The following is a 26,000-nucleotide window of genomic DNA, read 5'->3' as shown; positions in this document are numbered from 1 at the left end:
CCGTGGAGGAAAAACCGCCGATGGCGCATCGATTTGTCATGTCTAGAGCAAGTTGGGGCGCGCCCCGGAGCGGGTCCCGGCGGCCCAGGCTCGCAGCGGTTGCCCTCGCCGCGATGTGTATGACGCTGCTGCCGGCCACCGCACACGCCACGACCCCGGCAGCCGCCGCGGGCTCCTCGGAGATCACCGACGGCCTCGCCCTCTGGTACAAACTCGACGCGGCCTCCGGCCAACTGGCTGCCGACTCCTCGGGCCACGGCCGCGACGGCACCGTGAACGGCACCGCCGGCTGGAACGCCGGCGACGGCCTCACCCTCAACGGGTCCGACACCTACGTGAAGGTGCCGGACAACATCTTGAGCGGCATGAGCGCGATCACCGTGTCGCTGGACGTGCAGATCGACTCCGCGCAGGCCAGTCCGTACTTCATCTACGGATTCGGCAACTCCAGCGGCTCCAACGGCAACGGCTATCTCTTCACCACCGGCAACACCTTCCGTACCTCCATCGCTTCCGGCAACTGGTCGACCGAGCAGACCACCGCGCCCGCCGCCTCGTACAACCTGCAGCGCACCGTGTGGAAGCACCTCTCCTACACGCAGACGGCTGGCGGCACCGGCGTGCTGTACGAGGACGGTGTGGAGGTCGCCCGCAACACCGCCGTCAGCGTCACGCCGGGTTCGATCGGCGGCGGCACCACTACCGCCAACTTCATCGGCCGCTCCCTCTACTCCGGCGACAAGTACTTCAAGGGGAGGATCAAGGACTTCCGGGTCTACGACCGGGCGCTGGACGCCTCCGAGGTCGAGCAGTTGGCCCTGCCGGTCGCCACGGACGGGGTCGCGCGGGACAAGGCCGCGCTGAGCCTCGGCGACGGCACCGGCGCCGTCGTGTCGGACCTGACGCTGCCCACCGCCGGAACGGCGGGCGGCAGTTCGATCAGCTGGTCCAGCGACGCGCCGTCCGTGGTGTCGGCGACCGGCGCCGTCACCCGCCCCGCGAGCGGTGAGCCCGATGGTCACGCGACGCTCACCGCGACGCTGAAGAAGGGCGCGGTGACCGACACCAAGTCCTTCGACATCACCGTGCTGGCGGACTTCGACGACCAGCACGCCGTGGACCGGGCCGCAGCCTCGCTGACCGTCCCGAACATCGACGACGTACGCGGGAATCTGACGCTGCCCGCGAACGGCGACTACTCGACCGAGGTCGAGTGGTCGTCCGCCGACCCGTCCGTCGTCTCCGCCGACGGGGTGGTCCACCGCCCGGCCGCGGGCGAGGGTTCGACCGCCGTCGAGCTGACCGCGACCGTCAGGCGCAACGACGCATCCGCGCCCCGCACGTTCACCGCCAAGGTGCCCGAACTCCCGGTGCCGGAAGCCAAGTCCGGCTACCTCTTGAGCTACTTCACCGGCGAGGGCACCGCCGACGGTGAGCAGGTCCACTTCGGCCTGAGCAAGGGCAACGACCCGCTGAAATGGCGGGAGATCAACAACGGCAACCCGGTGCTGACCTCGACGCTGGGCGAGAAGGGGTTGCGCGACCCGTTCATCATCCGCTCTCCCGAAGGCGACAAGTTCTACCAGATCGCCACCGACCTGCGGATCTACGGCAACGGCGACTGGGACGCCGCGCAGCGCACCGGCAGCCGGGCGATCATGGTGTGGGAGTCGACCGACCTGGTGCACTGGACCGACCAGCGGCTGGTGACGGTCTCGCCGAAGGAGGCCGGCAACACCTGGGCCCCGGAGGCCTATTACGACAAGTCCCTCGGCTCGTACGTCGTCTTCTGGGCGTCGAAAATCTACGACAACGAAGCGCACACCGGCGACACCTACAACCGCATGATGTACGCCACCACGCGTGACTTCCGCACCTTCAGTAAGCCCGAGGTGTGGATCGACCGCGGCTACTCGGTGATCGACTCCACGATGATCGAGCAGGACGGCCAGTACTACCGCTTCTCCAAGGACGAGCGGAACAACACCTCCTCGTCCCCGAACAGCAAGTTCATCTTCGAGGAGAAGGCCGACTCGATCCTCGACACCGACTACGCCTCCGTGGCCGAGGGCATCGGCAAGGGCGCGATGAGCGCCGCCGAGGGACCGCTGGTCTTCAAGTCGAACACCGAGGAGAAGTGGTATCTCTTCCTCGACGAGTTCGGGGGCCGTGGCTACATACCGTTCGAGACGACCGACCTCGACTCGGGCGTCTGGACCCCGTCCACCGACTACTCGCTGCCGTCGTCGCCACGCCACGGAACCGTGCTGCCGGTCACCGAGGCCGAGTACAACCGGGTGCTGCGCGCTTACCAGCCCGACGAGCTGGTGGAGAGCGCCGAGGATGTGACGGTCTCCACCGCCATCGGCATCGCGCCGGTGCTGCCCGCGACCGTCATCGCCAAGTACGCCGACGGCATCACCCGCCCGGTCGCTGTGACCTGGGACGACGTCCCGGCGTCGGCATACGGATCGGCCGGGACGTTCACCGTGAACGGCACCCTGCCGGACGGCGCCATACTCCACGTCCAGGCCCATGTCACGGTGTCCGAGGACGGCGGCACCGACATCCCGTCGGGACTGGTCCTGCGCTACGACTTCGACGAGACGTCCGGCAACGTCGTCCGGGATTCCAGCGGCCGCGGCAACCACGGCACCTACGTCAACACCCCGGCCTTCGGAACCGGCGTGCACGGCGGTTCGTTCGTGATGAGCGGCGGCTCCAGTTCCTCCACCACCTCGCCGTACGTCAAGATCCCCAACGGCGTGCTGAAGGACACCGACAGCGTCACCGTCTCCACCTACGCCAAGTGGGATCCGACGTCGACGGCGGTCAACCAGTGGCTCTTCGGCCTCGGCCCGGACAGCGACAAGTACCTCTTCGCGACACCGTCGAACGGCGGCGGGAGTCTCTACTCGGCTGTCACCACCGGAAGTTGGGGCGCCGAGTCGAAGCTGTCGGCGGGCTCGAAGCTCGCCGCCGGTGAGTGGAAGCACATCACCGTCACCCTCAACGGCGCCACCGGGACCGCGGTCCTCTACCTCAACGGCGTGCAGGTGGCCAAAACCACCGGGGTGACCATCAAGCCGTCGGACCTCTACGACGCCTCGAAGGGCTACAGCGGCTACATCGGCAAGTCGCTGTACGCCGCCGATCCCTACTTCGCCGGCCAGGTGGACGACTTCCGGATCTACAACCGCGCGTTGTCCGCGGCCGAGGTGCTGGAGCTGAGCGGGAACACCACCGGTATCGCCAGTGCCAGGCTGCCCGAGCTGAAGACCGACGCGATCGTCACCGACACCCAGAGCCGGATCGTGCTGCCGGTCAAGGAAGGCACCGAACTCACCGCCCTGGCACCGGAGTTCACCCTGGCCAACGGTGCGACCAGCAGCCCCGCCTCCGGCACGGTCCGGAACTTCACCAAGCCGGTCAGGTACACCGTCACCGGCTCGGACGGCGCGACCCGCGTCTGGACCGTGCAAGCGATTGAAATGAAGAGCCCGGTGCTGCCCGGTCTCAACGCCGACCCGGACATCGTGGTCTTCGGCGACACCTTCTACATCTATCCGACCACCGACGGGTTCCCCGGCTGGAGCGGCACCCAGTTCAAGGCGTACTCCTCCACCGACCTGGTGCACTGGACGGACCACGGCGTCATCCTCGACCTGGGTCCGGACGTCTCCTGGGCCGACAGCCGGGCCTGGGCACCGACGATCACCGAGAAGAACGGCAAGTACTACTTCTACTTCTGCGCTGACGCCAACATCGGCGTCGCCGTCTCGGACTCCCCGACCGGCCCGTTCAAGGACGCGCTCGGCAAACCCCTCCTCGCGGCGGGCACGTTCAGCGGCCAGATGATCGACCCGGCGGTCTTCACCGACGACGACGGGACGTCCTACCTCTACTTCGGCAACGGCGGCGCGTACGTCGTCCCGCTGAACGACGACATGATCTCCCTGGACACTTCCAAGGTCGCCACGATCACTCCCGACGGTTTCCGGGAGGGCGCGTTCACCATCAAGCGGCATGGTGTCTACTACTTCATGTGGTCGGAGAACGACACCGGTGACGAAAACTACCAGGTCGCGTACGCCACCGGCAGCTCGCCGATGGGCCCCTGGACCAAGCGCGGCGTGATCCTTTCCAAGGACCTGGCGCTCGGCATCAGAGGCACCGGGCACCACTCGGTGGTCCGGGTCCCCGGCACCGACGACTGGTACATCGCCTACCACCGGTTCGCCATCCCGGGCGGCGACGGCACCCACCGCGAAACCACCATCGACAAGCTGGAGTTCGACGCCGACGGCCTGATCAAGACGGTGGTCGCCACCCTCACCAGCATCAGGCCGGTGACCGTCGCGCATGCCGGTCCCGGCGCCACTGGAGCGGAGGGCAGCGCCATCGCCCTCACCGGCGCCCTCTCCGGCGCTGACGCCACCCCGAAGTGGAGTGTTGCATCCGGCGCCCCGTGCACCATCGTCCGTGCCAGGACCCTCACCCCCGCCATCACCTGCACCGACAACGGCACCTACGAGGTCACCCTCACCGGCGGCCGCAGCAGCGACACCCTCACCGTCACCGTCACCAACGCGGTCCCAGTCATTGGCGACGCCACCGGACCCGCCAAGCCGGTATCGGTGGGCGCGAAGATCACCCTCACCACTCATTACACCGACCCGGGCAGCAGCGACACGCTCACCTGCTCGGTCGACTGGGCCGACGGCACAGCCCCGACGTCCTGCCGCGCGGGCCACACCTACCGCAAGGCCGGCATCTACCACCCGACCGTCACTGTCACCGACGACGACGGGGCCGCCACCTCCAGGACCCTCACCGACCTGGTCGTCTACGACCGCGCGGCCGGCAGGGCCGTGGGTAGCGGCACCTTCGCCTCGCCGGCCGGCGCCTACCCCGCGTCCCCTCGGCTGACCGGAAAGGCGGCCTTCTCCTTCTCCCTCGCCTATGGCAGGAACGCCACCACCCCCACCGGCAGGGTCGCCTTCGACTTCAAGGCGGCGGGCCTCAAGTTCCGCTCCACGTCGTCCGATTGGCTGGTGGTCACCGGCTCCCGCGCCCGCTACCAGGGCTCTGGCACCCTCAACGGCGTCAAGGGCTACGGCGTCAGCATCACCGCCACCGACCACCCGGACACCTTCCTCATCAACGTGTGGAGGAAGTCCACCGGCGCCACCGTCTACGCCGGCCCCACCGCGGCCCGCGCCTGCGGCATCACCATCGGCCACCACCCGGCGGCGCACTGACCGCCCCGGCCCCAGCCGCCGGACGGCCCTGCAGCCCAGGTCCGTCCGGCGCACGTGCGCTGTCGACCACTGAACTCGACCCCGTGCTGTCGGAGCTGACATGCGTCAGATGCGGGCCCCCGACCTGCTGCACCGGATGTCCGCGTGTGTCCCGGACGGTGGTCAGAGGGGGTGAGGCTCCGCAGTGGGGGACCACCACGGAGAGGATGGCGAAGCCGTCGTCTCGGTGGGCTTAGAGCAGGCCGGCCCGCCGCTCGGTGTCGACCGCCCCCACCGCAGCACGGACAGCCGATCTTCAGGGCCTGTCCGGCGCCTTGCCGGCCAGGTAGACGGTGTTGGTCGAAGTACCGCCCTGCAGCGGGTTGTCGAAAGCGACGACATGGGCCGCTGTGTGTGCGAAGACCTCGGAGAGCGCGGAGGTGAACTGCGGGTCGGGCGGGTCGTTCGACCACAAGGCGAACACCCCGCCGGGGTGGAGGTGACCGGCGAGGGCGCGGAGCCCGGCGGGCTGGTAGAGCGCCGCGTGGCGTGGGTGGAGCACATGGCGCGGCGAGTGGTCGACGTCCAGCAGGATGGCGTGGAAGCGGCGGCCCGGCTCCGTCGGGTCGAGACCGCACGGATCGGCGGCCAGTGCGAAGAAGTCTCCGTGCAGCAGTCGGCAGCGGGCGTCCGAGGTCAACCGGGCTCCGAGGGGCACCAAGCCCCGCTGATGCCAGTCGATGACTTCGGCGAGCGCATCGATCACCGCCAGTGTCCGCACCCGTGGATCATCCAGGACGGCCTGGGCGGTGTAGCCGAGTCCGAGCCCGCCTACGGCTACGTCCAGTTCGGTGTCCGGCAGTATGGCCAGGGCCAGTTCCGTGAGCGCGATCTCGCCTGTGGTGAAGAGGCTGGACATCAGGAACTCGTCGCCGAGCTTTACCTCGTACACGTCATCCCCCGAGACCGGGTGGCGGCGCCGACGCAGACTGATCTCGCCGATGGGCGTCGGTCGCCAGTCGATCTCCTCGAAGCGCAGGCCCATCCGTTCACCTTTCTGACGTGCGTGGAGGCACGGTGTTGTCGCGCATCGAAACATACTCCGCCCCGGCGTGGGAGCTGGGCGCTGGTGAGGTGACGGCCCGGTCGCGCGCCGCGACCGGCGACGTGCGATTGGAAGTGGGTATCGCGCCGGTCGACGATGCGGCTACACACGGCGGAGGACCACATCGTGTCGACGGGCGTCAGCGGGCGGTGGACGCTGCCACGGGCGAGGAACGCCGGCGTCTGTAGACCGGTGGGGAGGTGTATTCGACGGCCGTGGTGGCGGACGGGACCATGTAAGCCGGCAGCCTGGACAATTTCCCTGTACGCGATTCACACCTGACGCCCGTGCGCACTCGTGAACTCCCCTTCTGCGAAAGCCCGGTCGAGGGCGGTCAGCTCACCTTCTGCTGCACGTACGGCGTGAGTCGGACCGGTCCTACCAGGCCGTAGGCCTGTCTCGCGGATGTGCCGAACACCGTGGGGTTGCTGATCCGCAGCCGGTTGAACAACGGGGTGGCCACCTCGACCTCGATGACGTTGGCGCCCTGGCGCAGATGTCCGCCGAGGTCCACCACGGGGTTGAGCCGGTCGACGGGGCCGAGTTGTGTTCCGTTGACGGTGACCCGGCAGGTGTCGCCGACGCTGCCGAGGCGGAGCAGCGCCCCCGTGTCGGAGGTCCAGGTGGTCGGCAGGGTGACCGTTGTCCGGTAGCGGCCGATGCCGCCCACGTCGGCCAGTTCGGGGATCTGCGACCACGGCAGCAGGGCATCGAGGACGAGGCTGTGCGTGACGATCGTGGTGGTGGTCGCGGTGGCACCGGGCTGCCAGTCGTCGACCGAGAGCGTCCACCGGTCGAGGGCGACGGATGCCGGCACCTCGGGGATCTCCGTGGCGACCTTGCGGCCCGTCGACAGGGTGGTGGTGCGGATACCGGCCGTGAAGGCTCGTACGGCCAGTGATCCGTCGGTGAAGAGCGCGGTGTCCGCGTCGGTCGTGACCGCGTGCGGACGGCTCCCGGTGCGGTCCCCGAACAGTCCCGGGGCCCCCAGCGCTACGACGAGGGTCTCGCCCGGCTGGAGCGTCGCCCGGAAGGTGAACGCGTCGCCGTCCTGGGTGTACTGGGCGAGCCGGGTGACCCGCCCGCTCCAAGGATCCAGCAGGTAGGGGACCGCGCCGGACCCCTTGCGGTGGGTGGCGCGCAGCGTGACGTCGTGGTCGATGAGGGCGACGGCGGGCTTGACGGTCTCGGCGTGCTTGCCGTTGCAGAGGTAGTAGAAGTCGGCGTCGTCGGTGACCCGGTGGGCGTTGAGCAGGGTCGACGACACGGAGTAGACGGCGTCGGAGGTCACGCCGAGTTCCGCGAACGCCGCGCCGACCAGGGTCTTGTCGGTGATCTGGCGGACGTTCGGCAGAGCGAGCAACTGGGCGGTCAGAGAACGCAGTTCGGCCTGCTCCCCGGCGTCGGGGAGGCCCGGGGTGAGTGCCTGGTCGAAGGCGCCGAGGAGTACGGTGGGCAGGCCCGCACGCGCGAACTTCAGGAGTCTGCGGGCGTCGGCTACGGCCAGCGTGGGGGTGGAGCCGTAGAAGAAGTCGCCTTCGAGGAACAGGGCCTTGTAGGCGGGCCCGTCGGGTGCGAGGCGCCCGCCGGAGACCTTGGCGGTGGGCAGGTCGAGCAGCGGTCCGCTCAGGAACTGGTGGGTCCAGCCGAGCGGGACGCCTGTCGAGGTCAGCCAGGACGCGCCGATGCCGGTGGCCGTGTAGCCGGTCTGCCGGAAGACGGCGATGTCCGCGCGGGCGGTGCCCGACTGGAGCACCTCGTGGACGCGGCCGAGGTAGGCGGCGATGTCGGGGACATGGCGCCAGGTCGGCTGCCTCGGCCCCCACGACTCGCCGTATCCCGGGGCCCCGCTGTAGGGACTGAACGCGGCGAAGCCGGGCCAGCTGACGCCCGGTGCGGTGGCGTAGGAGAAGCCGTGGATCACGGTCTGGTTGACGCCCGCCGCGTACGCGCCGCCCATGGTGCGCAGGAACTTGTCCCAGGTGGTGTTGTAGGCGCCGCCCGCGTACGCGCCCGCCTCGCAGGACAGGATGCGATGGCCGGCCATGTCCCGTCCGCCGGCCAGGCAGCGGTAGTCGTCGAGGTTCTTGAAGCCGAGCGACTCGCCCTCGGGGACGTCGAGTACGGCCGCCGAGGCGATGGCGTCGGTCTGGAGGCCGTACGGCTGGGAGCGGAGTTTCATGCCGTGTCCGTGTGCCCAGGTCTTGAGCGCCCCGAGGTGGTGCTGGTTGAACAGGCCGGAGACGGTTTCCCAGAAGTCGTGCCGGATCTCCTGGGTGAGCCGTGCCTCGAAGGCGAAGATCTGGTTGCCGTTGTCGAGGACGACGGCCGGCAGATACGGCAGCAGGTCGCGTCCGGTGTGTTCGCGGAAGGCCGCTGGCAGGCCGGGCGTCCACTGCATCCCCTTGGTCTCCAGCTCGACGGAGTCCTCGAAGAAGGTGCCGCCCGCCGATCTGAGGAGTTGACGGAGCGTGGAATCCAGGATGGTGGAGTCCCAGTAGCGGGTGACGGCCGCGGTCCCCGCCGCGCTGAAGTGGTCGACGACATACGCGGCGGGGGAGGAGTGCGGCCCTGCTTCGGGTTGCTGGCCCGAACCCCGTTGCCAGTACGAGAGGATCACCCAGGTCGCCGAGTCCGGTGGAGTCCAGCTGAGATCGCCGCCCGACACCTGGCCGGTCAGGTCGGTGACGCTCTCGGCGTCCAGGCCGGTCGCCTTGCCGCTGGAGTAGGCGGTGTTGACGCGGGCGGCCTGCACGGCGACGAGCTTCTGCTGTGTGACACCGGAGGCGGGCGCGTAGACGGAGGCCGGCACCGGACCGTCGTAGGCTGCACCGCCGGTCAACGTGGCCTTGCCGTAGGCGAGTTCCTTCACCGCGGCGTCGTCGTCGGGGGTCACTCCGGGCACGGCGACGGGCCAACTCGGGCCGAGGGTGAGGTCGATGGTCAGTCCGCGCCGGGCGGCCTGCCGCAGCGCGGCCGTCACGCCGTCGCGCCAGGCCGGGCTGCCCCATCCGTGGCGGGCGGTGTCCAGCACGGAGGTGTCGGTGATGCTGTGGTGCACGGCCGCGATCTCGGCGCCGCCGAATCCCGCGTCGGCCATCCGGTCGACCTCCCGCGCGATCTCCACCGGGTCCACCAGTCCGTCCGGCCACCACCAACGGAACCTGGGCCGGGCCGACTTGGCGGGTCGGGCGAACCAACTCCCCGTGGACGCGGCTGCGGTGGAGCGAACCGTCCCGGAGGACGCGGCGGCGCTCGCCGTCGGACCGAGTGTCGCCAGGACGCCCGTCGTCAGAGCGGCCGCCATGACGGACCGGCGCGTCGCACCGCCATGCAGGGGGTGGGTTTCGTGCATGGCTCAGCCCCAACTTGTCGCGGGTGAACGGGTTATGAATCGTTTCAGTCACTGCAAGTGCCGGAACCGTATTTCGCCCTCCGAGCTCAGGTCAAGAGAAAGGACAACGATTCAAAGCAATGAGAGGCGGGAGGAGTTGGGGAAGTGATTGGCCGCGGGACCCCGGTCCGGACCGGGCACTGGGCGGGGGCGGGCCAGTGTCCGCCGGGAGAGGCGGGAACGCCGTACCGGCGTCCTCGGCGACGGACCGGCGCTCGAGGGTGATCCTTGGTGTCCCGCCGGTGGGGAATCGGATCCCTGCTCGTGTCTTATCTGCCGTTGCGATGTCATGGGGCAGGGTCAAGAGCACATCGGCCGTTGGGTGTTGGGCAGGGTCCGTGACTCGCGCGAGCTCCTGATTGGCCGGGTCTCCGTAGCTCCGGGCTTCAGTGCGTCGGTCAGTGGCGGTTACCGCTGGAGGCGAAGGGGGTGTCGATGTCCGGGATCCGGAAGCAGATCTCCAGGGTCTTCAGCCACCGATGGTGTCGCGTTCTTCTTTCTGTCCTTAGGGCGCCGACGGCAGCCGTTGGCAGGAGGGGGCGCGACAGGCGGCCGGTAGCCGGTGGCACAGTCGACCAGTGGGGCAAGGGAGGCCGCAGCCAGCGAGAGCGCCAGGTTGCGGTGCATCATCGCCACCGCTTCCATCGCGTGACCTCGCCGGCGACCGGCTTGTCGTGAAGTTCGGCGGCAGCCGGCAACACGTTGGGGTCCGCGGATACGAAAGGGCGGTTGCGGGCGTGGGGATCGGCGGCAAGAAATACACGCCGGGCATCGTCGGGGGTTTGGTGCCGGCGTGGCATGACCTTGTCGGCAAGGGCGCTCAGGGGGGACCGTGCGAGGACCGCCAGCTGTACTCCACCCGGTATCGCGATGCCGAACAGTTCGAAGAGGCGACGGCGAAGGTCGCGGACGTCCTCCTGGCGATGGTCTTCGAGCCTGTTGAATCCGCCCAGGAACGCTGGCGCGCGATCACCGCACCCCACCTCGTCGCCCTCGTCCGCAACGGCGCCCGCTTCGAGAACGGTCACCTCGTCGAACGCCCCGAGAACACCTCCGCAGCGTGCCCCCCCTCAACTGATGGACAGACCTTGACAGTTCCTCCAGAGACCACGGGATGATCGCCCCTATGGCAGACGTGATCTTCTTCGATCTGGACGGCACCCTGGTCGATCACCGAAGCGCAGTCTGGGAAACGATCGGCCAGATCATCCAGGCTGCGCCGAACGCGACGGCTTCACCAGAGGAGCTGGCGGCGTTGTGGTGGACGTTGGAGGCGCGCCACATGCGGGAATACCTGGCCGGTCAGTGTTCCTTCGCCGAGCACCACCGACGCAGACTCCGTTCCTTCCTGCCGATGCTCGGCGAACCGGTTCCGGAAAGTCCCGGCCTTCTGGACACCTGGATCACCGAGCGCTACCTCACCGTGTTCGAGGAGTCCTGGCGGTGTTATCCCGATGTCCAGCCATGCCTGGAGACCCTGAAACAGCTTCCCCACGGACCGCGTCTCGCCGTTCTCACCAACGGCGATCCTGAACAGCAGCGCGCTAAACTCGCCCGCTTCGGCCTCCTCGAATACTTCGAAGCCGTCCTGACCCCGACCGACCTCGGTGCGGCCAAGCCCGCCGCCTACGCCACCGCCTGTCGGCGGATGCGGACGGACCCCGCACGGGCGGTCAACGTGGGCGACATGCTGGAAAGTGACGTGAACGCAGCTGCACTCGCTGGACTCACCGGCATCTGGCTGGACCGAGGCATCGACTTCGTCACCGGTGGACCATCGCCGACAGCGGACGAGACGATCCCCCGCGTCGAACGGCTCACCGACCTCCCCGACCACCTATCACCCGCGAACGCCTGACCAGCTCTCACGGCCTTCACAACTGAGCATCCGGACGGCACCGACCACGCCAGGCACAAGGACTGGAGACTCCTGGATGCAGTGCCGAACGGGGGCCCACAGTACGAAGAACGACTCACAGGAAAGAGGGAACCGGTGAGCAACACCGTTATCAACGCCGAGCCGGTCGACACGGCTGACGGCCGGGAGCTGCTGGGGGAGTATCAGCAGGAGCTCTTCCAACGCTGGAGCGGTCCGCTGCTGCACGATCAAACCGAGGCGCCGGCGGCCAACACGGGGCTGGTCCCACCCGGCGGGCTGTTTCTTCTGGCGAGGGTCAACGGTATCCCGGCCGGCTGTGTTGGCATCCGGGCGCTGTCCCCAGACGTCGGCGAGATCAAGCGCATGTTCGTGCGCCCTGCGTTCCGCGGCCAAGGGATCGGCCGGAGCCTGCTGACTGCCGTCGAAACCGAGGCCCACACGCTCGGCCACACCCGGCTACGGCTGGACACCATGGAGGAACTCATCGAGGCTCGGGGCCTCTACGCCGCCTCCGGCTACATCGAGATCGCCCCGTACACGACCAACCCCTACATCAGACACTGGTTCGAGAAAACCCTCTAAGAGGTCATTTTCACCTTGAGTGCGGCGTTCTGGGTTGGTTTGTCCTGCCTCTCAGTGTGTTGCTGGTGAGTCTGTGGAGGCTGTTCTTCCTGACGAGGCTGGCGGCGTGGCGGATGGGGTGGAGGTCTGTTTATGCCTGTCTCATTCCACGGCGCCCGGGTCTGTCCCGTGCTTCGACGCGGCAGGATGCACGCCTGGGCGCACGCCCCCGAGTGGCGGTATGCCCAGGTCATGACGGACCGCCGTGCGTATCCGAGTGACCTGTCCGATGCCCGCTGGGAGTTGATCGAGCCGGTGCTCTCCGCCTGGCGCTTCGAGCGCCGCGGCCGGGCCCTGGACTTCGGCCGGCCGCCACGGCATGACCTGCGCGAGATCATGAACGCGATCCTGTACGTGGACCGCACCGGCTGCCAGTGGGCCTACCTCCCGCACGACTTCCCGCCCTGGCAGTCGGTCTACGGCTACTTCGCCAAGTGGCAGAAGGACGGTGTCTTCGCCCAGCTCAACGGTCTGCTGCGGGAGTTGGTACGACAGCAGGAAGGCCGCAGTGCCGCCCCGTCCGCCGGCGTGATCGACGCGCAGAGCGTCAAGACCTCCACGAGTGTCCCCGCGAAAAGTCAGGGCATCGACGCGGGCAAGAAGATCGTAGGCCGCAAGCGCAGCATCATCACCGACACCCTCGGCCTGCTGCTGGCAGTCCTGGTCACGGCAGCGGGCGTCCAGGACTCCACAGCCGGACGCACCCTCCTGGAACAGGCCGCCGCCGACCATCCCGGCCTGCGCAAGGTCTGGGTCGACGGCGGCTACCGCAAGCACTTCGTCGAGCACGCCGCCACCCTCGGCATCGACCTCGAAATCGTCCAACGCGCCCCCGGGACCAGGGGATTCACCCCGATCCCGAAACGCTGGACCGTCGAGCGGACCTACGGCTGGCTAATGCTGCACCGCCGCCTGGCCCGTGACTACGAAACCCACCCGCACCGCTCCGAAGCCATGATCCACGTCGCCATGACCGACCTGATGGCCCGCCGCCTCACTGCAGAGAACACCATCTCCTGGCGAGACCCGACATCAGTACACCAAAGCCGCATCCATGGATGAAACAGCAGAATGAAACGACCTCTGAGTAGACGCCCGTTGCGCCGGATCTGCTGCTACGGCAAACAACACGAGCCGCATCCCCTCAGCAGCAGGAGGACTGATTCACAGGAATTGACAATTACTCTGCGCGACGGGTCTCTGAACTTCCGGATGAAGAATGGACAGTCGCGTCGTTCAAGACCGTCGGGTGCTTGGCGGGGCAGCACTCGCCGCCGGGACCACTGTTGTGTCCTCCTTCGTACAGCGGACGCTTTGAGGCCTGCTGTTTCTCGCGGCTGTCGGTGATGGCTGTCGTGGAGTCAGAGGTCGAGGACCGCGCGGAGCGAGTTGTCGACGAGTTCTTGTTGCTCGGGGCCGATGTTCCCGTGCGGTGTGCCGGTTTCGAAGCGGAGTGTGGAGAGCCGCAGGAGATTGACGGCGACGGCGGAGGCATCGACGGGGGTGGTCAGGCGAACGCTCATCGCCGTGTCGGGGTGCTGTGCCGGGGCATGCAGGACCAGGACGACGACAGCGCCGTAAGCCTCGGCGAGTCCGTCGAGGCTGACGACGAGAACGGTGCGGGTGTCTTTGCCGGTGTCGATGTCCCAGACGTTGCCCTTGCGCGCGGCATCGAGGGTCATCTGTGGGAAGAGTGCCATCACCTACAGCCGTGATCGGTTCGCGGTGGACGACGCGCTGCGGTACTGGGCCGGGTCAGGGCGCGGAGTGGCGCTATTCGCCCTGTTTGATATGCGTGTGCGGCGCACCTCGCAACCGGCACACCGCCCATGGGCACAAGAAGCGTCGGGACGGCGTCGAGGGCCTGATTTCTCCGAGCCTGCCCGGGTTGGTCGTAGTCGAGTTCCAGTACGCGCAACCTGTCGCCGCGTTCAGCGGAGACGTCCCCCAAGATCGGCTTGATGTCCTTGCCGGACCCACACCGGTCGGCGTAACGGAGCAGCCCTGTTCCGCGGTTGCGGGCCAGGTGGGCTCGACAGCGTCCCTTCGCTGCCCGGGGCGGCCAGCGGGATCACAGTGCAGATCTCTGAGCCGGACTTGAATGGACCCCTTCGACGCACAGTGCGCCAAGGGGTTGTGGCAGGAATGCGCCGACGTCCGCGCGGCGTCGTGCTGTTGGGCGGATCCGCGATGGCGGGGCGTCGGGCGCGGGCGGCCACAGGTCGCCCGGGCTGCTGCCTGGCGTTCTCGGCTTGCGATCTCCTCGGACGAGGACCGCGGCTGTGACGTCGCGGACTGACCCGGTGCGTGGACGGCTGGCCCGGGTGCCGCCGCAACTTCCCCGCCCACCCAGGTCACGGCCGGCCAGCCGTGTTCCCGGCCCGCCGGGCCAACTCGGCCGGATCAAGCCGGTGCGGGGTCACAACCCTGCGCGACCTGCACGTGTCTGACCTGTCAGGAGCAAGACACTCCTAAGACCATAAGGGGGAAATATGATATTCAATCATTCTCTTCTCGCCGGTACCGCGTTGGCGGCCCTGGCAGTCGGCGCGACGACCGTTCTGGCCGGCCCCGCCTCCGCAGCACCGAACACCACCGCGCAGAAGGTCTGCGGAAGCAGCTACAAGACCGTCAACTCCGCGCCCGTCGGCACGCAGGGCACCGTCTACCTGACCTACAACGCCTCCAACGGCAAGAACTGCGTCGCGACCATCCGCACCAACCCCGGCGTCGCGCGCGACATGGGCGCGTGGATCTACGTGTCCGACACCGACGAGTACGCCCAGGACGAGGGCGCGTACACCTCGTACGCCGGACCGACCTATGTCCAGGGCAGGGCCCACTGCGTCGACTGGGGCGGCCACATCGACAACGTGTACGTCTACGTGACGGGCTCCAACTGCGCCGCGCTGAAGGAGCACCGGGTCACCACGGTCCGCTGACCCCCGGAGCACTGCCGCGATCCGGCCCATTCCCGTCGTCCGGGGGTGGGCCGGATCCCGTCACAGGCCCTGATGCCCGCCGTCCCCGCGCCGGCGAGGGCGGCCCCTGGCCGGAAGCGACGGAACCGTGCCTGTGACGCGGGTCTTGCGCGCCCGCCGTTCCGCTTCCGCGGCTTTGTCCGCGACCTGCGCGACGCTCGACCCGCGCGCTGGAGCCGGACCGCTGCCCAGGCCACATTCTCCACACTCCACATCACGGGCCGTCCTCCTGTGCCCACTCCAGACCGAGCGCGGCCAGCCGAGCACGTCCGCGACGCGCTCGTGCACGCCTTCACCGGACTATCGGCCGAGTTGACACGCTCGCAGGCCTGGGATCAGGGCGGTGAAATGGGACGGCGCGACGGGTTCACGCGCGCCACCGACATCCCGATCTGCTTCTGCGAGCCGGCCAGCCCCTGGCAGCGCGGCTCGAACGAAAACGCCAACGGCCCTGCTGCGGCAGTACTTCCCAAGGGCACCGACCTGTCGATCTACAGTGCCGAAGATCTCGTCTGCGTCGCCGCTGAACTCAACGACCGCCCCCGCAGGATCCTCGGCTGACAGACACCCGCCGAGCTCCTCAGCAAGGCCGTCGCAACACTGGAATGATCACGTGTTGCGACGCTCACTGGAATTCGCCCACCTACGCCGCCGCGTTGTAGGCGGCACGTGACCGGATTTCGCCGCCGGTCCGGCGCTGCGGGGCGCCCTCGGCGAACACCGCCAGACGCAGTACGAGGTAGCGGCCGATTCCGACGAGCGCGGTTGCCGACAGGTACACCGTCTGCTGCAGGACGAGTCCGGCGCCGGGGCGGAGCACGGTCAGCGCGCCGACCGCGGCGGACGTGACCAGCCAGCCGGCAGCGATGGTGGCCGCGCTCTTCAGGTGCCCGGCAAGGCCGGGCCGTCCGTGGCCGAACGAGACGCGGGCGTGCAACTCGGTGGCGACCACGGCGGAGGCGACGGTGGTCAGGGCGTTCGCCGCCATCCACGGGATCCACTGCGAAAGCAGGACCAGGGCCGCGGAGGCCGCCAGAGTGACCGCGCTGCCCAGCCCGGCGAAGCGTCCGAAGGCCGCCGCGTGCAGACGGACAAGTCGCAGGCCGTTCATGGTGATCCCCTCCCGGGCCGCCGCCCCTGGCGGGGCCGTCGTCGTCATGCCGCAGAGCGTGACCGACCCTCCATTCAGCGCGGTCTCAGTGCGGTCTCAGGGGGACCGGCGGTGGTGAAACCGATGTGGCGGTACGTCGCCCCCTCGGCTGCGAACGCCTGCTCAACGGGCTGGAGTTGGGCAGGGACCGCGAGCCGGCCGTGCCACTGGCTGAAACGCGGTCACCGTCAAAACCGCCCCGCTCCGCACCGACGTCGGCAGAGCCAGAGGACGCCGTAGGCCAGGTACGGAGCGGTCGTAGTCGAGGCCACGCGGTGAAGAAACGTCATGTCCCGGCCCGCCAACGAGTGGTTCACGGGCAGTGCCGTCAGGGAGGGGGACCCCTTGACGAGTCCTTCGGGCGGCGGCGCGGCAGGGCGGGCGAACGCGGTGGGGGCGGGTCCGCAGAGGACGCACAGGTGCAGCGGCAGTCGGTCGCGGGGAGTTGCCGCTACCGGTATCTGAAGGGGGAGCCGTCGGAGGATCCGACATGCACTCCGGGCACGGTCCCCCCGGCGGTCACGCAGGCGAATCTGAAGTCGACGATCTGCCGTAAGAGCGGCTGCACCTCCGGCATCCGCCCCTCCATGTCCGTCACCGGCAGGGAGAAGAAGCTGAGCGCCGCCTCCTACGGCTGCACCGGGCGCATGGGCGATGCCGTCGTCAGGTCCACACGTCCGTCGGAGAGGTGCTTGCTGGGTGGTCGAGTTCTGAGAGCGGTCGGCACTGTCGGCATCGCCCTCGCCAGTGCCTGCGGCGCGCGTAGTGCCCTGGGGTCCCGGACTGCGTGGGACGCGTGATGGCGCGGCCGCAGGCCGCCAGGAATGTTGGTCTAGACCTTGACGCTCTCGGTCCTGCGCGACTACCTTCCGGCATCAACGGTTCACAATCGCATTCACTGTTCACGTATAGGAATTCCGTAGCGGCAGTCGCCTCATGGAAGGCCGTCCCCCCATGCGTTCAACAGCCCTCTCCCGGTTCGCCGGCCTGTCCGCCGTGCTCGGCGTTGTGGCGGCCGCAGCCGTCATGGCTCCCGCCTCGGCCTCCCCGGCACCCGCGCCGGAAGCAGCCACGCGGGCCACAGTCGTTCAGCCCGGCACCGCCAAAGCCGCAGCAGTTGCCGCATCGCCCGCGGTGTTCGTGCACCCGGGCGTGAACCTTGACTCCGCCCAGCTCGACTTCGTGCGGGCCAAGGTCCAGGCGGGGGCCCAGCCGTGGAAGGCCGCGTACGACAGCATGACGGCGAGCGCGTACGCCTCGCTGTCACGCAGCCCCAAACCCCGGGCGACGGTGGAGTGCGGCCCCTCCTCGAATCCCAACAACGGCTGTACCGACGAACGCGAGGACGCGATAGCCGCGTACACCGATGCGCTGGCCTGGTACATCAACCGCGACGACCGCTACGCGCAGAAGGCGATCCAGCTCATGGACGCCTGGTCCGCGACCATCCGTAACCACACCAACGACAACGCCCCACTGCAGACCGGCTGGGCGGGCTCCTCCTGGCCCAAGGCGGCCGAGATCATCAAGGCCGCGCACGGCAACTGGCCCAACGCCGGCCGCTTCGCGACGATGCTGCGCACCGTCTATCTCCCGCTGGTCGTCAACGGCTCCAACCGCACCGGCAACTGGGACCTGACGATGCTGGAGGCGGCCGTCAGCATTTCTGTGTTCCTTGACGACCACACCGGCTACGACACCGCGATCGGCCATTACCTGCAGCGCGTTCCCGCCTTCGTCTACCTCGCCTCGGACGGCGCGCTGCCCAAGACCGTGCCCAGCCAGCACCTCACCACTCGCGACCAGATCGTCGGCTTCTGGTTCGGCGCAAGCACCTTCACCACCGGCATCACCCAGGAAACCTGCCGCGACTTCACCCACACCGGCTACGGCATCTCCTCGATCTCCCACGTCCTGGAGACCGCCCGCATCCAGGGACAGGACCTCTATCCGCAGGTCGGTGAACGGCTACGGCAGGCACTGGGCTTCCAGTCGAAGTACCAACTCGGCGCGGCCGTCCCGTCCACGGTGTGCGGCGGCACTCTCAAACTCGGACTCGGCCCCGTCACCGAGGTCGGCTTCAACACGCTGAACACCCTCCACGGCGTCGCGATGGCCAACACCCAGACCCTCACCGAGCGAAACCGCCCGGCCGGCACGAACAACCTCTTCGTGGCCTGGGAAACCCTCACCAACGCCCAGAACCCCAACTGAGTCCGTGCTGCGCACCGTTGGCGATCCGCCGCGTCGGTTCCCTTGAGGGGGCCGCTGCGCCGCAGCCGACCTTTCACCCCCCAACTCCGGGTCATCCGCCCGCTCCTCAGACACGAAAGGCCCTGGCCTCCATGGACAAGGACATGGACCGACGACGCTTCCTGACCACGACGGGTGGCGTTGCGCTCGCCGCTGTGGGACTGTCCGCGCTGACCGGCATCGGAGGGCCGCGCGCAATGGCGGCCCCCGCCGCCGTGCCCTCGTCCGCTCTGCCCTCGCGCGCCGCGATCATCGCCGTACTGCGCCGAGTCGCCGACCACTGGATCGCCGCCCACGGCAACCCGGGCAACAACCAGTGGGCCAACGCGACTTTCTTCTCCGGCCTGCTGTCCCTGTACTCCCTGACCAAGGACGCCCGCTACCTCGGCTACGCCCGGTCCTGGGCCGAGCAGAACAACTACGCCCTCAACGGGGGCTCCAGCACCCGGATCGCCGACAACCAGAACGCCGGACAGGCGTATCTCGACCTCTACGCGCTGGAACCCGACCCGCACAAGATCAGCGCCATCGAAACCTCGCTGCACCGCATGACCTACACCGACCAAGTCGACAAGAACGACGACTGGTGGTGGGCCGACGCCCTCCACATGGCGATGCCGCCCTTCGCCCGCCTCGGCACCCTGCGCGGCGACGCCCGCTATTACCAGAAGCTGTACAGCCTGTACCAGCACACCAAGCACGCCGAGGGCGGCCCCGGCCTGCTGAACCCGGCAACCGGCCTGTGGTACCGCGACAAGAACTTCCTGCCCGGCCACATAGTCTCCCCCTCCGGCAAGCCCGTCGTCTGGTCGCGGGGCAACGGCTGGGTGGCCGCAGCCCATGTCAAGACCCTCAAGGCCCTGCCGCCCACCCAGTCCGACACCGCCGAGTACCGCGACACCCTCACCCGCCTGGTGACCGCCCTCCCTCCGATCCAGCGCCCCGACGGATTCTGGAACGTCAACCTTGCCGACCCCACCCACTTCCCCGGCCCCGAGAGCAGCGGCACGTCCTTCTTCGTCTGTGCCATCGCCTACGCCGTCGCCACCGCCCTCGTCGACCGGGCCACCTATCTGCCGGTCGCAGCCCGGGCCTGGAACGGCCTGGTCACCACCGCCGTCCACCCTGACGGCGTCCTCGGCTACGTCCAGGGAGTGGGTGACCGCCCCGACTCCAGCCAGCCCGTCACCTACGACACCACTGCGGACTTCGGGGTCGGCGCCTTCCTCCACGCGGGAGTGGAACTGGCGGCCCTCGCATCCTGAAGAGCATCGGCGCGCCGCGCCCCGAGCGGGTCGTCTCCTCGGAGAAGGCACTGTCGCTGCTCGGGTTCGCGGCGGAGGACCGGGCCGCGTTCCCCAACTCGCCGTCCACCAAGCGGATCCCGACCGGGGTGCTCGCTCCGGAGGAGGTCGACCGGGTCCGCTCCGCATACAACCTGTTGCCGTTGCCGTTGCCGTTGCCGTAGAGGGGAGGGACGTTCCGTTCCTGCGATCGGGGCGCCGCGGCCGGTGCGGCAAGAGCAGGTGGCGCGCCGGTTCTGGATCAAGAGGAGCTGTCCGCGCTGCCAGGCCGTGGCGGGCAAGAAGTGTGTCGTCGACGCCAACACCGGTACCGGCACCGTGTCGAAGATTCCCCACTACGAGCGGATCGAGCCCGTCCTCGCGGAACGCAGGACCGAGGCGGAATGCCGACAGCAGACACCGGGGCCGTACGACATCGCCTGCCCGGACTGCGGAAGGCCGCCGGATGAACGCTGCGCCTCACCCGGTGGCGGCGTGCATCGCTCGCGTGTCGAGCGCGCGCGGGAGGCCGGCCGGTAGGTAGGTCCGACGCGCCCAGACACCCCGTCAGGGCACGGTCTGCTGCCCGATGGGTTGAGCCAACTCCTAGATCAGCAACCCCTGTTACTGGTGGTTGTCTCTGCGTCGCGTTGTCGGGCGTCGACTTGGCCCGGGTCGCGTTGGAGACGGCGAGGAAGAACCGCGGCAACACCCGTACGGCGAAGGCGAAGCCGCGCACGATGTCGGTGGTCCGGCGCGAACGGCGCGAGCCGATGGGCCTCGGGGCGGCGAGCGGCGCACTGGTTGCAGAACGGACCTGGGAGCTCCCGGCCGCCGGTGCCACGCTGCGCCAGCGGTGGGAGGTCGTCCTCGCGCCCGGCTCCGTGCCCACATCTCCTGGGCGACGTCGTCCTCCAGGTCCCGGAAGCGCCCAAGGGGCGGCGAAGAAAAGGGAGTTGGTTGGCGGACCTGGACATCACGGAGGCGGTCGAACGGCAGATTCGTGCGGTGCGGGAAGGTCCCTCCGAGTTCGGACTTCAGCGGTAGGGCGGTGGCCTCGGAGAGGCGTCGGTGGTTCTCCCCGATAAATGAGGGCGTAGATGGTGAACTGCTGGTGCTGCGTGGATTATTGACGGGGCGCCAGGGATAATCGGGCGATGGATTCATGCAGGTCAGCGCCTATCAGTCCTCTTCTTCTTTATGTGTCCTTTAGTCAAAGATCGTTGTTTGTTTAAGTAAGTGATCTTTACGATCCTCCGGCATGGAGATGCCTCCCATCGGGGAGTGAATTCCATGAAACATAGGGGGGTTCACATATGTTGCAAGCGAGACGCACAAGACGCAGACGTCTGTCCCTGGCAGTCGTCTTCTTCACGGTCCTTGCCGGCTTCGGCCTGACCAGCATCGCCCAGGCAGGTGCCACCACTACGAGCGGGAACTTCTCCGCTATCTCACCCTCTGCCAAAATCGTCGACACGCGCTCGGCGCTCGGCGTCGGCAGCGCGCTCGGTGCGGCTTCGACCGCCGCCTTCCAGGTACTGGGGCAGGGTGGCATCCCCAGTTCCGGTGTGTCGGCCGTGTCGCTGGACATCACCGCCGCCAACGCCACCTCGTCCGGCAGTTACCTGGAACTGTGGCCCGACGGCACCACGAGGCCGAACCCGGCGTCCGTCATCAACTTCTCCAGCAGCGCGGACGCAAGCAACTCGGCCATCGTGGCAGTCGGTTCGGACGGGAAGATCGACGCCTACAACTCCAGCGGCACCGTCGACCTCATCGTGAGCGTCAACGGCTATTTCACATCCGACGGCGGCACCGCCTCCCCGGGCGGGTACGTTCCGGTCACGCAGTCACGACTCGTCGACACCCGTGACGGCACCGGCGCCACGCAGGCGAAGATCGCACCCGGTGGCACGCTGAACGTCCAGATCGACGGCAAGGACGGCATCACCGACGAGGGGTCGGTCTACGCCAACATCACCGTCCCCTCTCCCGGCAGTGCCGGGACCCTGTACGCGTACGCCACCGGGGGATCGGCCGGGCAGCCGGTCGTCGACTACAAGAGCGTCACCACGTCGCAGGGCGCGGTGATCCCCGTAGGCGCAAACGGCCAGATCACCCTGAAGAACGGGTCGTCCACCCAGTCGGTCGACGTGGTCCTCGACGTCTACGGCTACTTCACCCAGGCGACTTCCGGTGACGGGGTCTTCACCGCCGCCCAGGACCGCCTGCTCGACACCCGCACCACCACCGCCATCCCGGCCGACAGCAGCGTCAGCGTGACCGTGGCGGGCAACGACGGTATCCCCACCTCCTTCGGCGCGGCCGTACTCAACCTGACCACGACCGGACAGCAGAACTCCGGCTATCTTCGCGTGTGGCCGACCGGGCAGCCGATGCCGTCGACGACGTCGGTGGACAACTTCCAGGCGAACACCTCGACCACCGACCTGGTGATCGCCCAGCCCGGTGACCAGGGCGCGGTGAGCATCTACAACGCCAGCGGTGGCACCATCCAGCTCATCGTCGACCTCCAAGGATGGTTCTCCATCGACGGCAACGACGACGACGGCACCCTGACGACGCTGCCGCCTGTCGATCCCGCGGAGACGGACCTCACCGACGCGCCTACGGACCCCGCGGCCGTCACATCCGAGCCGGCGGCCCCCACGGACACGCCTGCCGGCAACGCACCTGCCGGTCGGTTCTGCGACTCGGGCGGCGTCTACCGGCCCACTCACCTCGGAGGCAGGTACATCCGTGCCATCGGTGCCCCGCAGTCCAACTACAACGGCACCAGCAGCAAGGAGAGCACGACGTTCTCGGCCGAGGCGTCAGGGACCGTCGGCATCAGCTTCAGCGGATCGCTGAAGGTCACGCTCAGCGAGCTCGTCTCGCGCCAGGAAGCCACCTTCGGCGTCAACCTGTCAGCATCGCTGACCGCGAAACTGGGCAATTCGGTAACCTCCGCCATCCCGGCGCACAAGACCCTCAACGCCAAGTACGGCGTTTGGCGACGACGTGTCACCGGCACCAGCTACTACGTGTACAGCAACTGCGAGAGCTCCAAGCCTTCGACAATCGTCTCGTACACGCCCTACACCGTCGGCTGGTACACATGGCTGAGCTGACCAAGGTCCGCGCGGCAGTGACGATCGCCTTCGCGGCGAGCGTTCCCCTCATCGCGGGCTGTACTGCGCACAACGGTCAGAGCGCACCGCGCGAAACCCCGACAGTCTCAGCATCGGCATCGCCTTCCCCTCGTTCTTCTGTCATTGATCTGACGAGGACTCCGCCCGACATCTCCGGTTCGGCCAAGGCCCTCATCCGGCTGGCGAACAGGACAGGGTCGGAAGAGGTGGCCGTGATCGGGAACATCAAGGCGGGGACGGTTGCCGTGGCGACCGAATGCACCGGCGAGGGGAAAACGACCATAGCCATCGGGAAACTGGCCACGTACACCATCCCGTGCGCGGCCACACCCTCGACGACCTACAACGAAATCGGCTTGGGCAGCAGCAAGCAACAGGTCAAAATCACGGTTACGGCCAGCCCTGAAGTCCATTGGGGACTGTCCGTCGGATGGCGCTCTGGATTCCAGCGTCCGTCCTGACCCAATGCGGCTCCGTGGTTTGGGCCCCGGGGAGATCACGACTGATTCTCCGGGGCCCGGAGCCGCCCTGCGCCGGGCGCGGAAGGAACGGGCGGACCATACCGAGGAACCCACGGCCGGTACGCAGACCGGGAACGCGCAGCGGGCGTGAACAGCAGCAGGCGTTCGGCCCGGGACAGCCGGTTTTCGGCGTGCGGACCAGTGGAGACAGTGATTTCTCATGTGGTCTGTCAAGCCGTGAGGGCACTGGGCGGGGTGAGCTTGTAGCGCCGTCCCTCGCGTAGAGGGACTCATCGTCCACGTGTTGCCGCAATGGCAAGGATCCTTCGAGGGGCGTCGGCAGGAGTCGTGCGGTCAGTGGTCGACGAGACGGTCGGCGCGGGAAGAAGGTCCGGAGACGGAAGAAGGAAAACCTGTGGGCCCCGGCTACGGCTGCCGCCAGGCGGCCGAAGTCCACTCAGCTGGTGCCGGCCTGGCTTTTGCTTCCCCTCGCGCCGATGGTCTGGCCGCCCATGAGGAGGCATGCGATCAGGGCGAAGGGTCAGATCCAGAGGGGGCGTGGGCGTTGTCGGCGAGGATCTGCCAGTACTGGGCGGCGTTGAGGGCGCCGGGGGAGACGACCAGAGGGCGGCCCTGGCCGGTGACCGTGACGCCGATCTTTGTGTCGTCGGTGGAGGTGACATGGGCCTGGAGGGGGCCAGCGGCAGTCGTGATTCTTTTCCTTGTACGGGCGGGTTGCCCGCCCGGGCTGGTCTTACAGGCGGTTCGGAGAGGCGCCTCCGTCTTCATGCGGACATCGAAACGATGTTGACATCGTTTCGATGTGGGATCCTGGAGTCATGCTTGAACTCGCGATACTCGGTTTCCTCGCCGCGGGCCCCCTGCCCGGTCACGGGCTGCGCCGCCGCATCACGCACCTGACCGGCTACAGCCGTCCGGTCAGCGACGGCACCCTCTACCCGGCGATCAACCGGCTGACGAAGGCCGGGCTGATCGAACGGCGCCCCGCACCAGAGGCGGGCGGCGGCCGGTACGTGCTGAACCTGACCGCGGCGGGACGCGAGGACATGCTGCGGCGGCTGCGGGAACCTGCCGAGCACGAGCTCACCGACTTCTCCCGCTGGTTCACGATCCTGGCGTTCCTCTCGCTGCTGCCCGACAGCGCCGAGCAGCACGCCGTGCTGCGCCGCCGCCTGGACTTCCTGGAGGCTCCCGCCAGCTTCTTCTACGACGGCGACACCCCGCTGCGCGCCGAGCAGGTCACCGACCCTTACCGGCGCGGCATGCTGCTCACCGCCCGCGCCACCAGCCGCGCCGAACGCGCCTGGCTCCACGAGATCCTGGACGGCGACGGCAGCCGAGCGGCGGACGAACAGCCCCACCCGCAGACCCACACCCGTGATCGGAAGGACTGACCATGCTTGCGTCCTGGTACGACCAGCAGGGCCCGGCCACCGAAGTGCTCCAGTTCGGTGAGCTGCCTGACCCCACCCCCGGTCCCGGTGAGGTCCGCGTCCGCGTCACCGTCTCCGGCGCCAACCCCGGCGACACCAAGAAGCGCCGGGGCTGGACCGGCTCGGCCATGCCCTATCCGCGGGTGATCCCGCACAGCGACGCCGCCGGCATCATCGACGCCGTGGGCGATGGCGTCGACGCGCGCCGCGTCGGGACGCGCGTGTGGGTGTACGGCGCCCAGTCCTACCGTCCCTTCGGCACCGCCGCCCAGTACACCGTCGTCCCCGGCGACCTCGCCGTCCCCCTGCCCGACCACCTGTCCGACGATCTCGGCGCGAGTCTGGGCATCCCCGGTATCACCGCGCACCGCACGGTCTTCGCCGACGGTCCCGTCGACGGCAAACTGGTGCTGGTCAACGGCGTCCTCGGTGGGGTCGGCTCACTGGCCGCCCAGCTCGCCCGCTGGGGCGGCGCCACGGTCATCGGCACCGTCCGCCGCAGCACCGAACTGAACCGCATCGACCCCGCGGTCGTCTCCCACGCCGTCGCCCTCGACTCAGGCGACCCCGCCGCCGCGATCCGCGCCCACGCACCCGACGGCGTGGACCGGATCATCGAGGTTGCCCTGTCTGACAACGCCGACCTGGACGACGCCGTCGCCGCGAACGGCGCGGTCATCGCCGCCTACGCCACCCGCGACGACCGCACCGAGATCCCGTTCTGGACCCTGCTGTTCAACAACGTCACTCTGCGCCTGCTCGGCAGTGACGACTTCCCCGGCCAGGCAAGGCGCCAGGCCGCCCGCGACCTCACCGCCGCGGCCGCCGTCGGCGCCCTCACCGTCGATGTCGGGGACCGCTTCCCGCTCGCCGACATCGCCAAGGCCCACGACCGCATCGACGCCGGCGGTCGCGGGCGCGTCCTGATCGACACCCCCCAGTAAAGAATCTCCGGCGTGACCTCCTCATCCCCCGCAGTCGAGCGTGAGGGCGCTGCGGGCGGGGCGGAAGCCTGCGGATCGGGCGC

The 26,000-nt window shown here is 68.4% G+C and carries 17 protein-coding genes and 1 pseudogene; 14 read left to right on the top strand and 4 right to left on the bottom strand.

Annotated elements, in window-relative coordinates; genetic code table 11:
* Positions 1 to 113: 113 nt before the first annotated feature.
* Positions 114 to 5,261, top strand: coding sequence for a family 43 glycosylhydrolase (locus R2B38_RS45960; protein WP_318022156.1), 5,148 nt, complete (start codon positions 114 to 116; stop codon positions 5,259 to 5,261).
* A 295-nt stretch (positions 5,262 to 5,556) separates the two neighbouring features.
* On the opposite strand, the gene R2B38_RS45955 is transcribed toward R2B38_RS45960, so the two are convergent.
* Positions 5,557 to 6,285, bottom strand: coding sequence for a spermidine synthase (locus R2B38_RS45955; protein WP_318022155.1), 729 nt, complete (start codon positions 6,283 to 6,285; stop codon positions 5,557 to 5,559).
* Positions 6,286 to 6,679: 394 nt separating this feature from the next.
* Entirely contained in the window at positions 6,680 to 9,700 is a 3,021-nt protein-coding gene (locus R2B38_RS45950; protein ID WP_318022154.1) for a glycosyl hydrolase, read from the bottom strand.
* 956 nt (positions 9,701 to 10,656) lie between these two features.
* Here R2B38_RS45950 and R2B38_RS45945 point away from each other — a divergent pair.
* The 4 genes and pseudogenes from R2B38_RS45945 to R2B38_RS45930 all read left to right on the top strand — a co-directional run.
* Positions 10,657 to 10,857 (top strand): annotated as a pseudogene (locus R2B38_RS45945) (hypothetical protein); the annotation flags it as partial.
* Between the two features lie 8 nt (positions 10,858 to 10,865).
* Positions 10,866 to 11,597 carry an HAD family hydrolase gene (locus R2B38_RS45940; RefSeq protein ID WP_318022153.1) on the top strand — a complete coding sequence of 244 codons (732 nt, stop codon included), beginning with the start codon at positions 10,866 to 10,868 and terminating at the stop codon, positions 11,595 to 11,597.
* Between the two features lie 135 nt (positions 11,598 to 11,732).
* Positions 11,733 to 12,200: a GNAT family N-acetyltransferase gene (locus R2B38_RS45935; RefSeq protein WP_318022152.1), complete on the top strand. Its 468-nt coding sequence runs from the start codon at positions 11,733 to 11,735 to the stop codon at positions 12,198 to 12,200.
* 231 nt (positions 12,201 to 12,431) lie between these two features.
* Positions 12,432 to 13,301, top strand: coding sequence for an IS5 family transposase (locus R2B38_RS45930; RefSeq protein ID WP_318021532.1), 870 nt, complete (start codon positions 12,432 to 12,434; stop codon positions 13,299 to 13,301).
* A 299-nt stretch (positions 13,302 to 13,600) separates the two neighbouring features.
* Here the strand turns inward: R2B38_RS45930 and R2B38_RS45925 are convergent, their stop codons facing one another.
* Positions 13,601 to 13,921: a hypothetical protein gene (locus R2B38_RS45925; protein WP_318022151.1), complete on the bottom strand. Its 321-nt coding sequence runs from the start codon at positions 13,919 to 13,921 to the stop codon at positions 13,601 to 13,603.
* A gap of 810 nt (positions 13,922 to 14,731) precedes the next feature.
* Here R2B38_RS45925 and R2B38_RS45920 point away from each other — a divergent pair.
* Together R2B38_RS45920 and R2B38_RS45915 are read left to right on the top strand one after the other, a co-directional pair.
* Positions 14,732 to 15,181 (top strand): spore-associated protein, encoded by a 450-nt coding sequence (locus tag R2B38_RS45920; protein ID WP_318022150.1) that lies wholly within the window; start codon positions 14,732 to 14,734, stop codon positions 15,179 to 15,181.
* Positions 15,182 to 15,502: 321 nt separating this feature from the next.
* Positions 15,503 to 15,781: a hypothetical protein gene (locus R2B38_RS45915; RefSeq protein WP_318022149.1), complete on the top strand. Its 279-nt coding sequence runs from the start codon at positions 15,503 to 15,505 to the stop codon at positions 15,779 to 15,781.
* 82 nt (positions 15,782 to 15,863) lie between these two features.
* Here R2B38_RS45915 and R2B38_RS45910 read toward each other — a convergent pair whose 3' ends face one another.
* The gene (locus R2B38_RS45910; protein ID WP_318022148.1) at positions 15,864 to 16,379 is read right to left on the bottom strand and encodes a hypothetical protein; all 516 of its coding nucleotides are present in this window, start codon (positions 16,377 to 16,379) and stop codon (positions 15,864 to 15,866) included.
* Positions 16,380 to 17,324: 945 nt separating this feature from the next.
* On the opposite strand from R2B38_RS45910, the gene R2B38_RS45905 reads away from it, so the two are divergent.
* From R2B38_RS45905 to R2B38_RS45875, 7 genes are all read left to right on the top strand, one after another.
* Positions 17,325 to 18,584 (top strand): alginate lyase family protein, encoded by a 1,260-nt coding sequence (locus tag R2B38_RS45905; protein WP_318022147.1) that lies wholly within the window; start codon positions 17,325 to 17,327, stop codon positions 18,582 to 18,584.
* A gap of 143 nt (positions 18,585 to 18,727) precedes the next feature.
* Entirely contained in the window at positions 18,728 to 19,888 is a 1,161-nt protein-coding gene (locus R2B38_RS45900; RefSeq protein ID WP_318022146.1) for a glycoside hydrolase family 88 protein, read from the top strand.
* 246 nt (positions 19,889 to 20,134) lie between these two features.
* Entirely contained in the window at positions 20,135 to 20,446 is a 312-nt protein-coding gene (locus R2B38_RS45895; RefSeq protein ID WP_318022145.1) for a hypothetical protein, read from the top strand.
* Between the two features lie 776 nt (positions 20,447 to 21,222).
* Positions 21,223 to 23,037, top strand: coding sequence for a hypothetical protein (locus R2B38_RS45890; RefSeq protein ID WP_318022144.1), 1,815 nt, complete (start codon positions 21,223 to 21,225; stop codon positions 23,035 to 23,037).
* Complete coding sequence (locus tag R2B38_RS45885) at positions 23,025 to 23,519, top strand: hypothetical protein (RefSeq protein ID WP_318022143.1); 495 nt, start codon at positions 23,025 to 23,027, stop codon at positions 23,517 to 23,519. The genes R2B38_RS45890 and R2B38_RS45885 overlap by 13 nt, the downstream gene beginning before the upstream one ends.
* 839 nt (positions 23,520 to 24,358) lie before the next feature.
* On the top strand, positions 24,359 to 24,934 hold the full coding sequence (locus R2B38_RS45880) for a PadR family transcriptional regulator (protein WP_318022142.1): 576 nt from the start codon (positions 24,359 to 24,361) through the stop codon (positions 24,932 to 24,934).
* Positions 24,935 to 24,936: 2 nt separating this feature from the next.
* A complete protein-coding gene (locus R2B38_RS45875; protein WP_318022141.1) occupies positions 24,937 to 25,917 on the top strand; it encodes an NADPH:quinone reductase in 981 nt (326 codons plus the stop codon).
* Positions 25,918 to 26,000 lie beyond the last annotated feature (83 nt).

The sequence above is a fragment of the Streptomyces sp. N50 genome (assembly GCF_033335955.1).
In the GTDB taxonomy this organism is placed as follows: domain Bacteria; phylum Actinomycetota; class Actinomycetes; order Streptomycetales; family Streptomycetaceae; genus Streptomyces.
The sequence above is the reverse complement of the archived record's forward strand: the minus strand, read 5'-3'. Positions and strand labels throughout refer to the sequence as shown.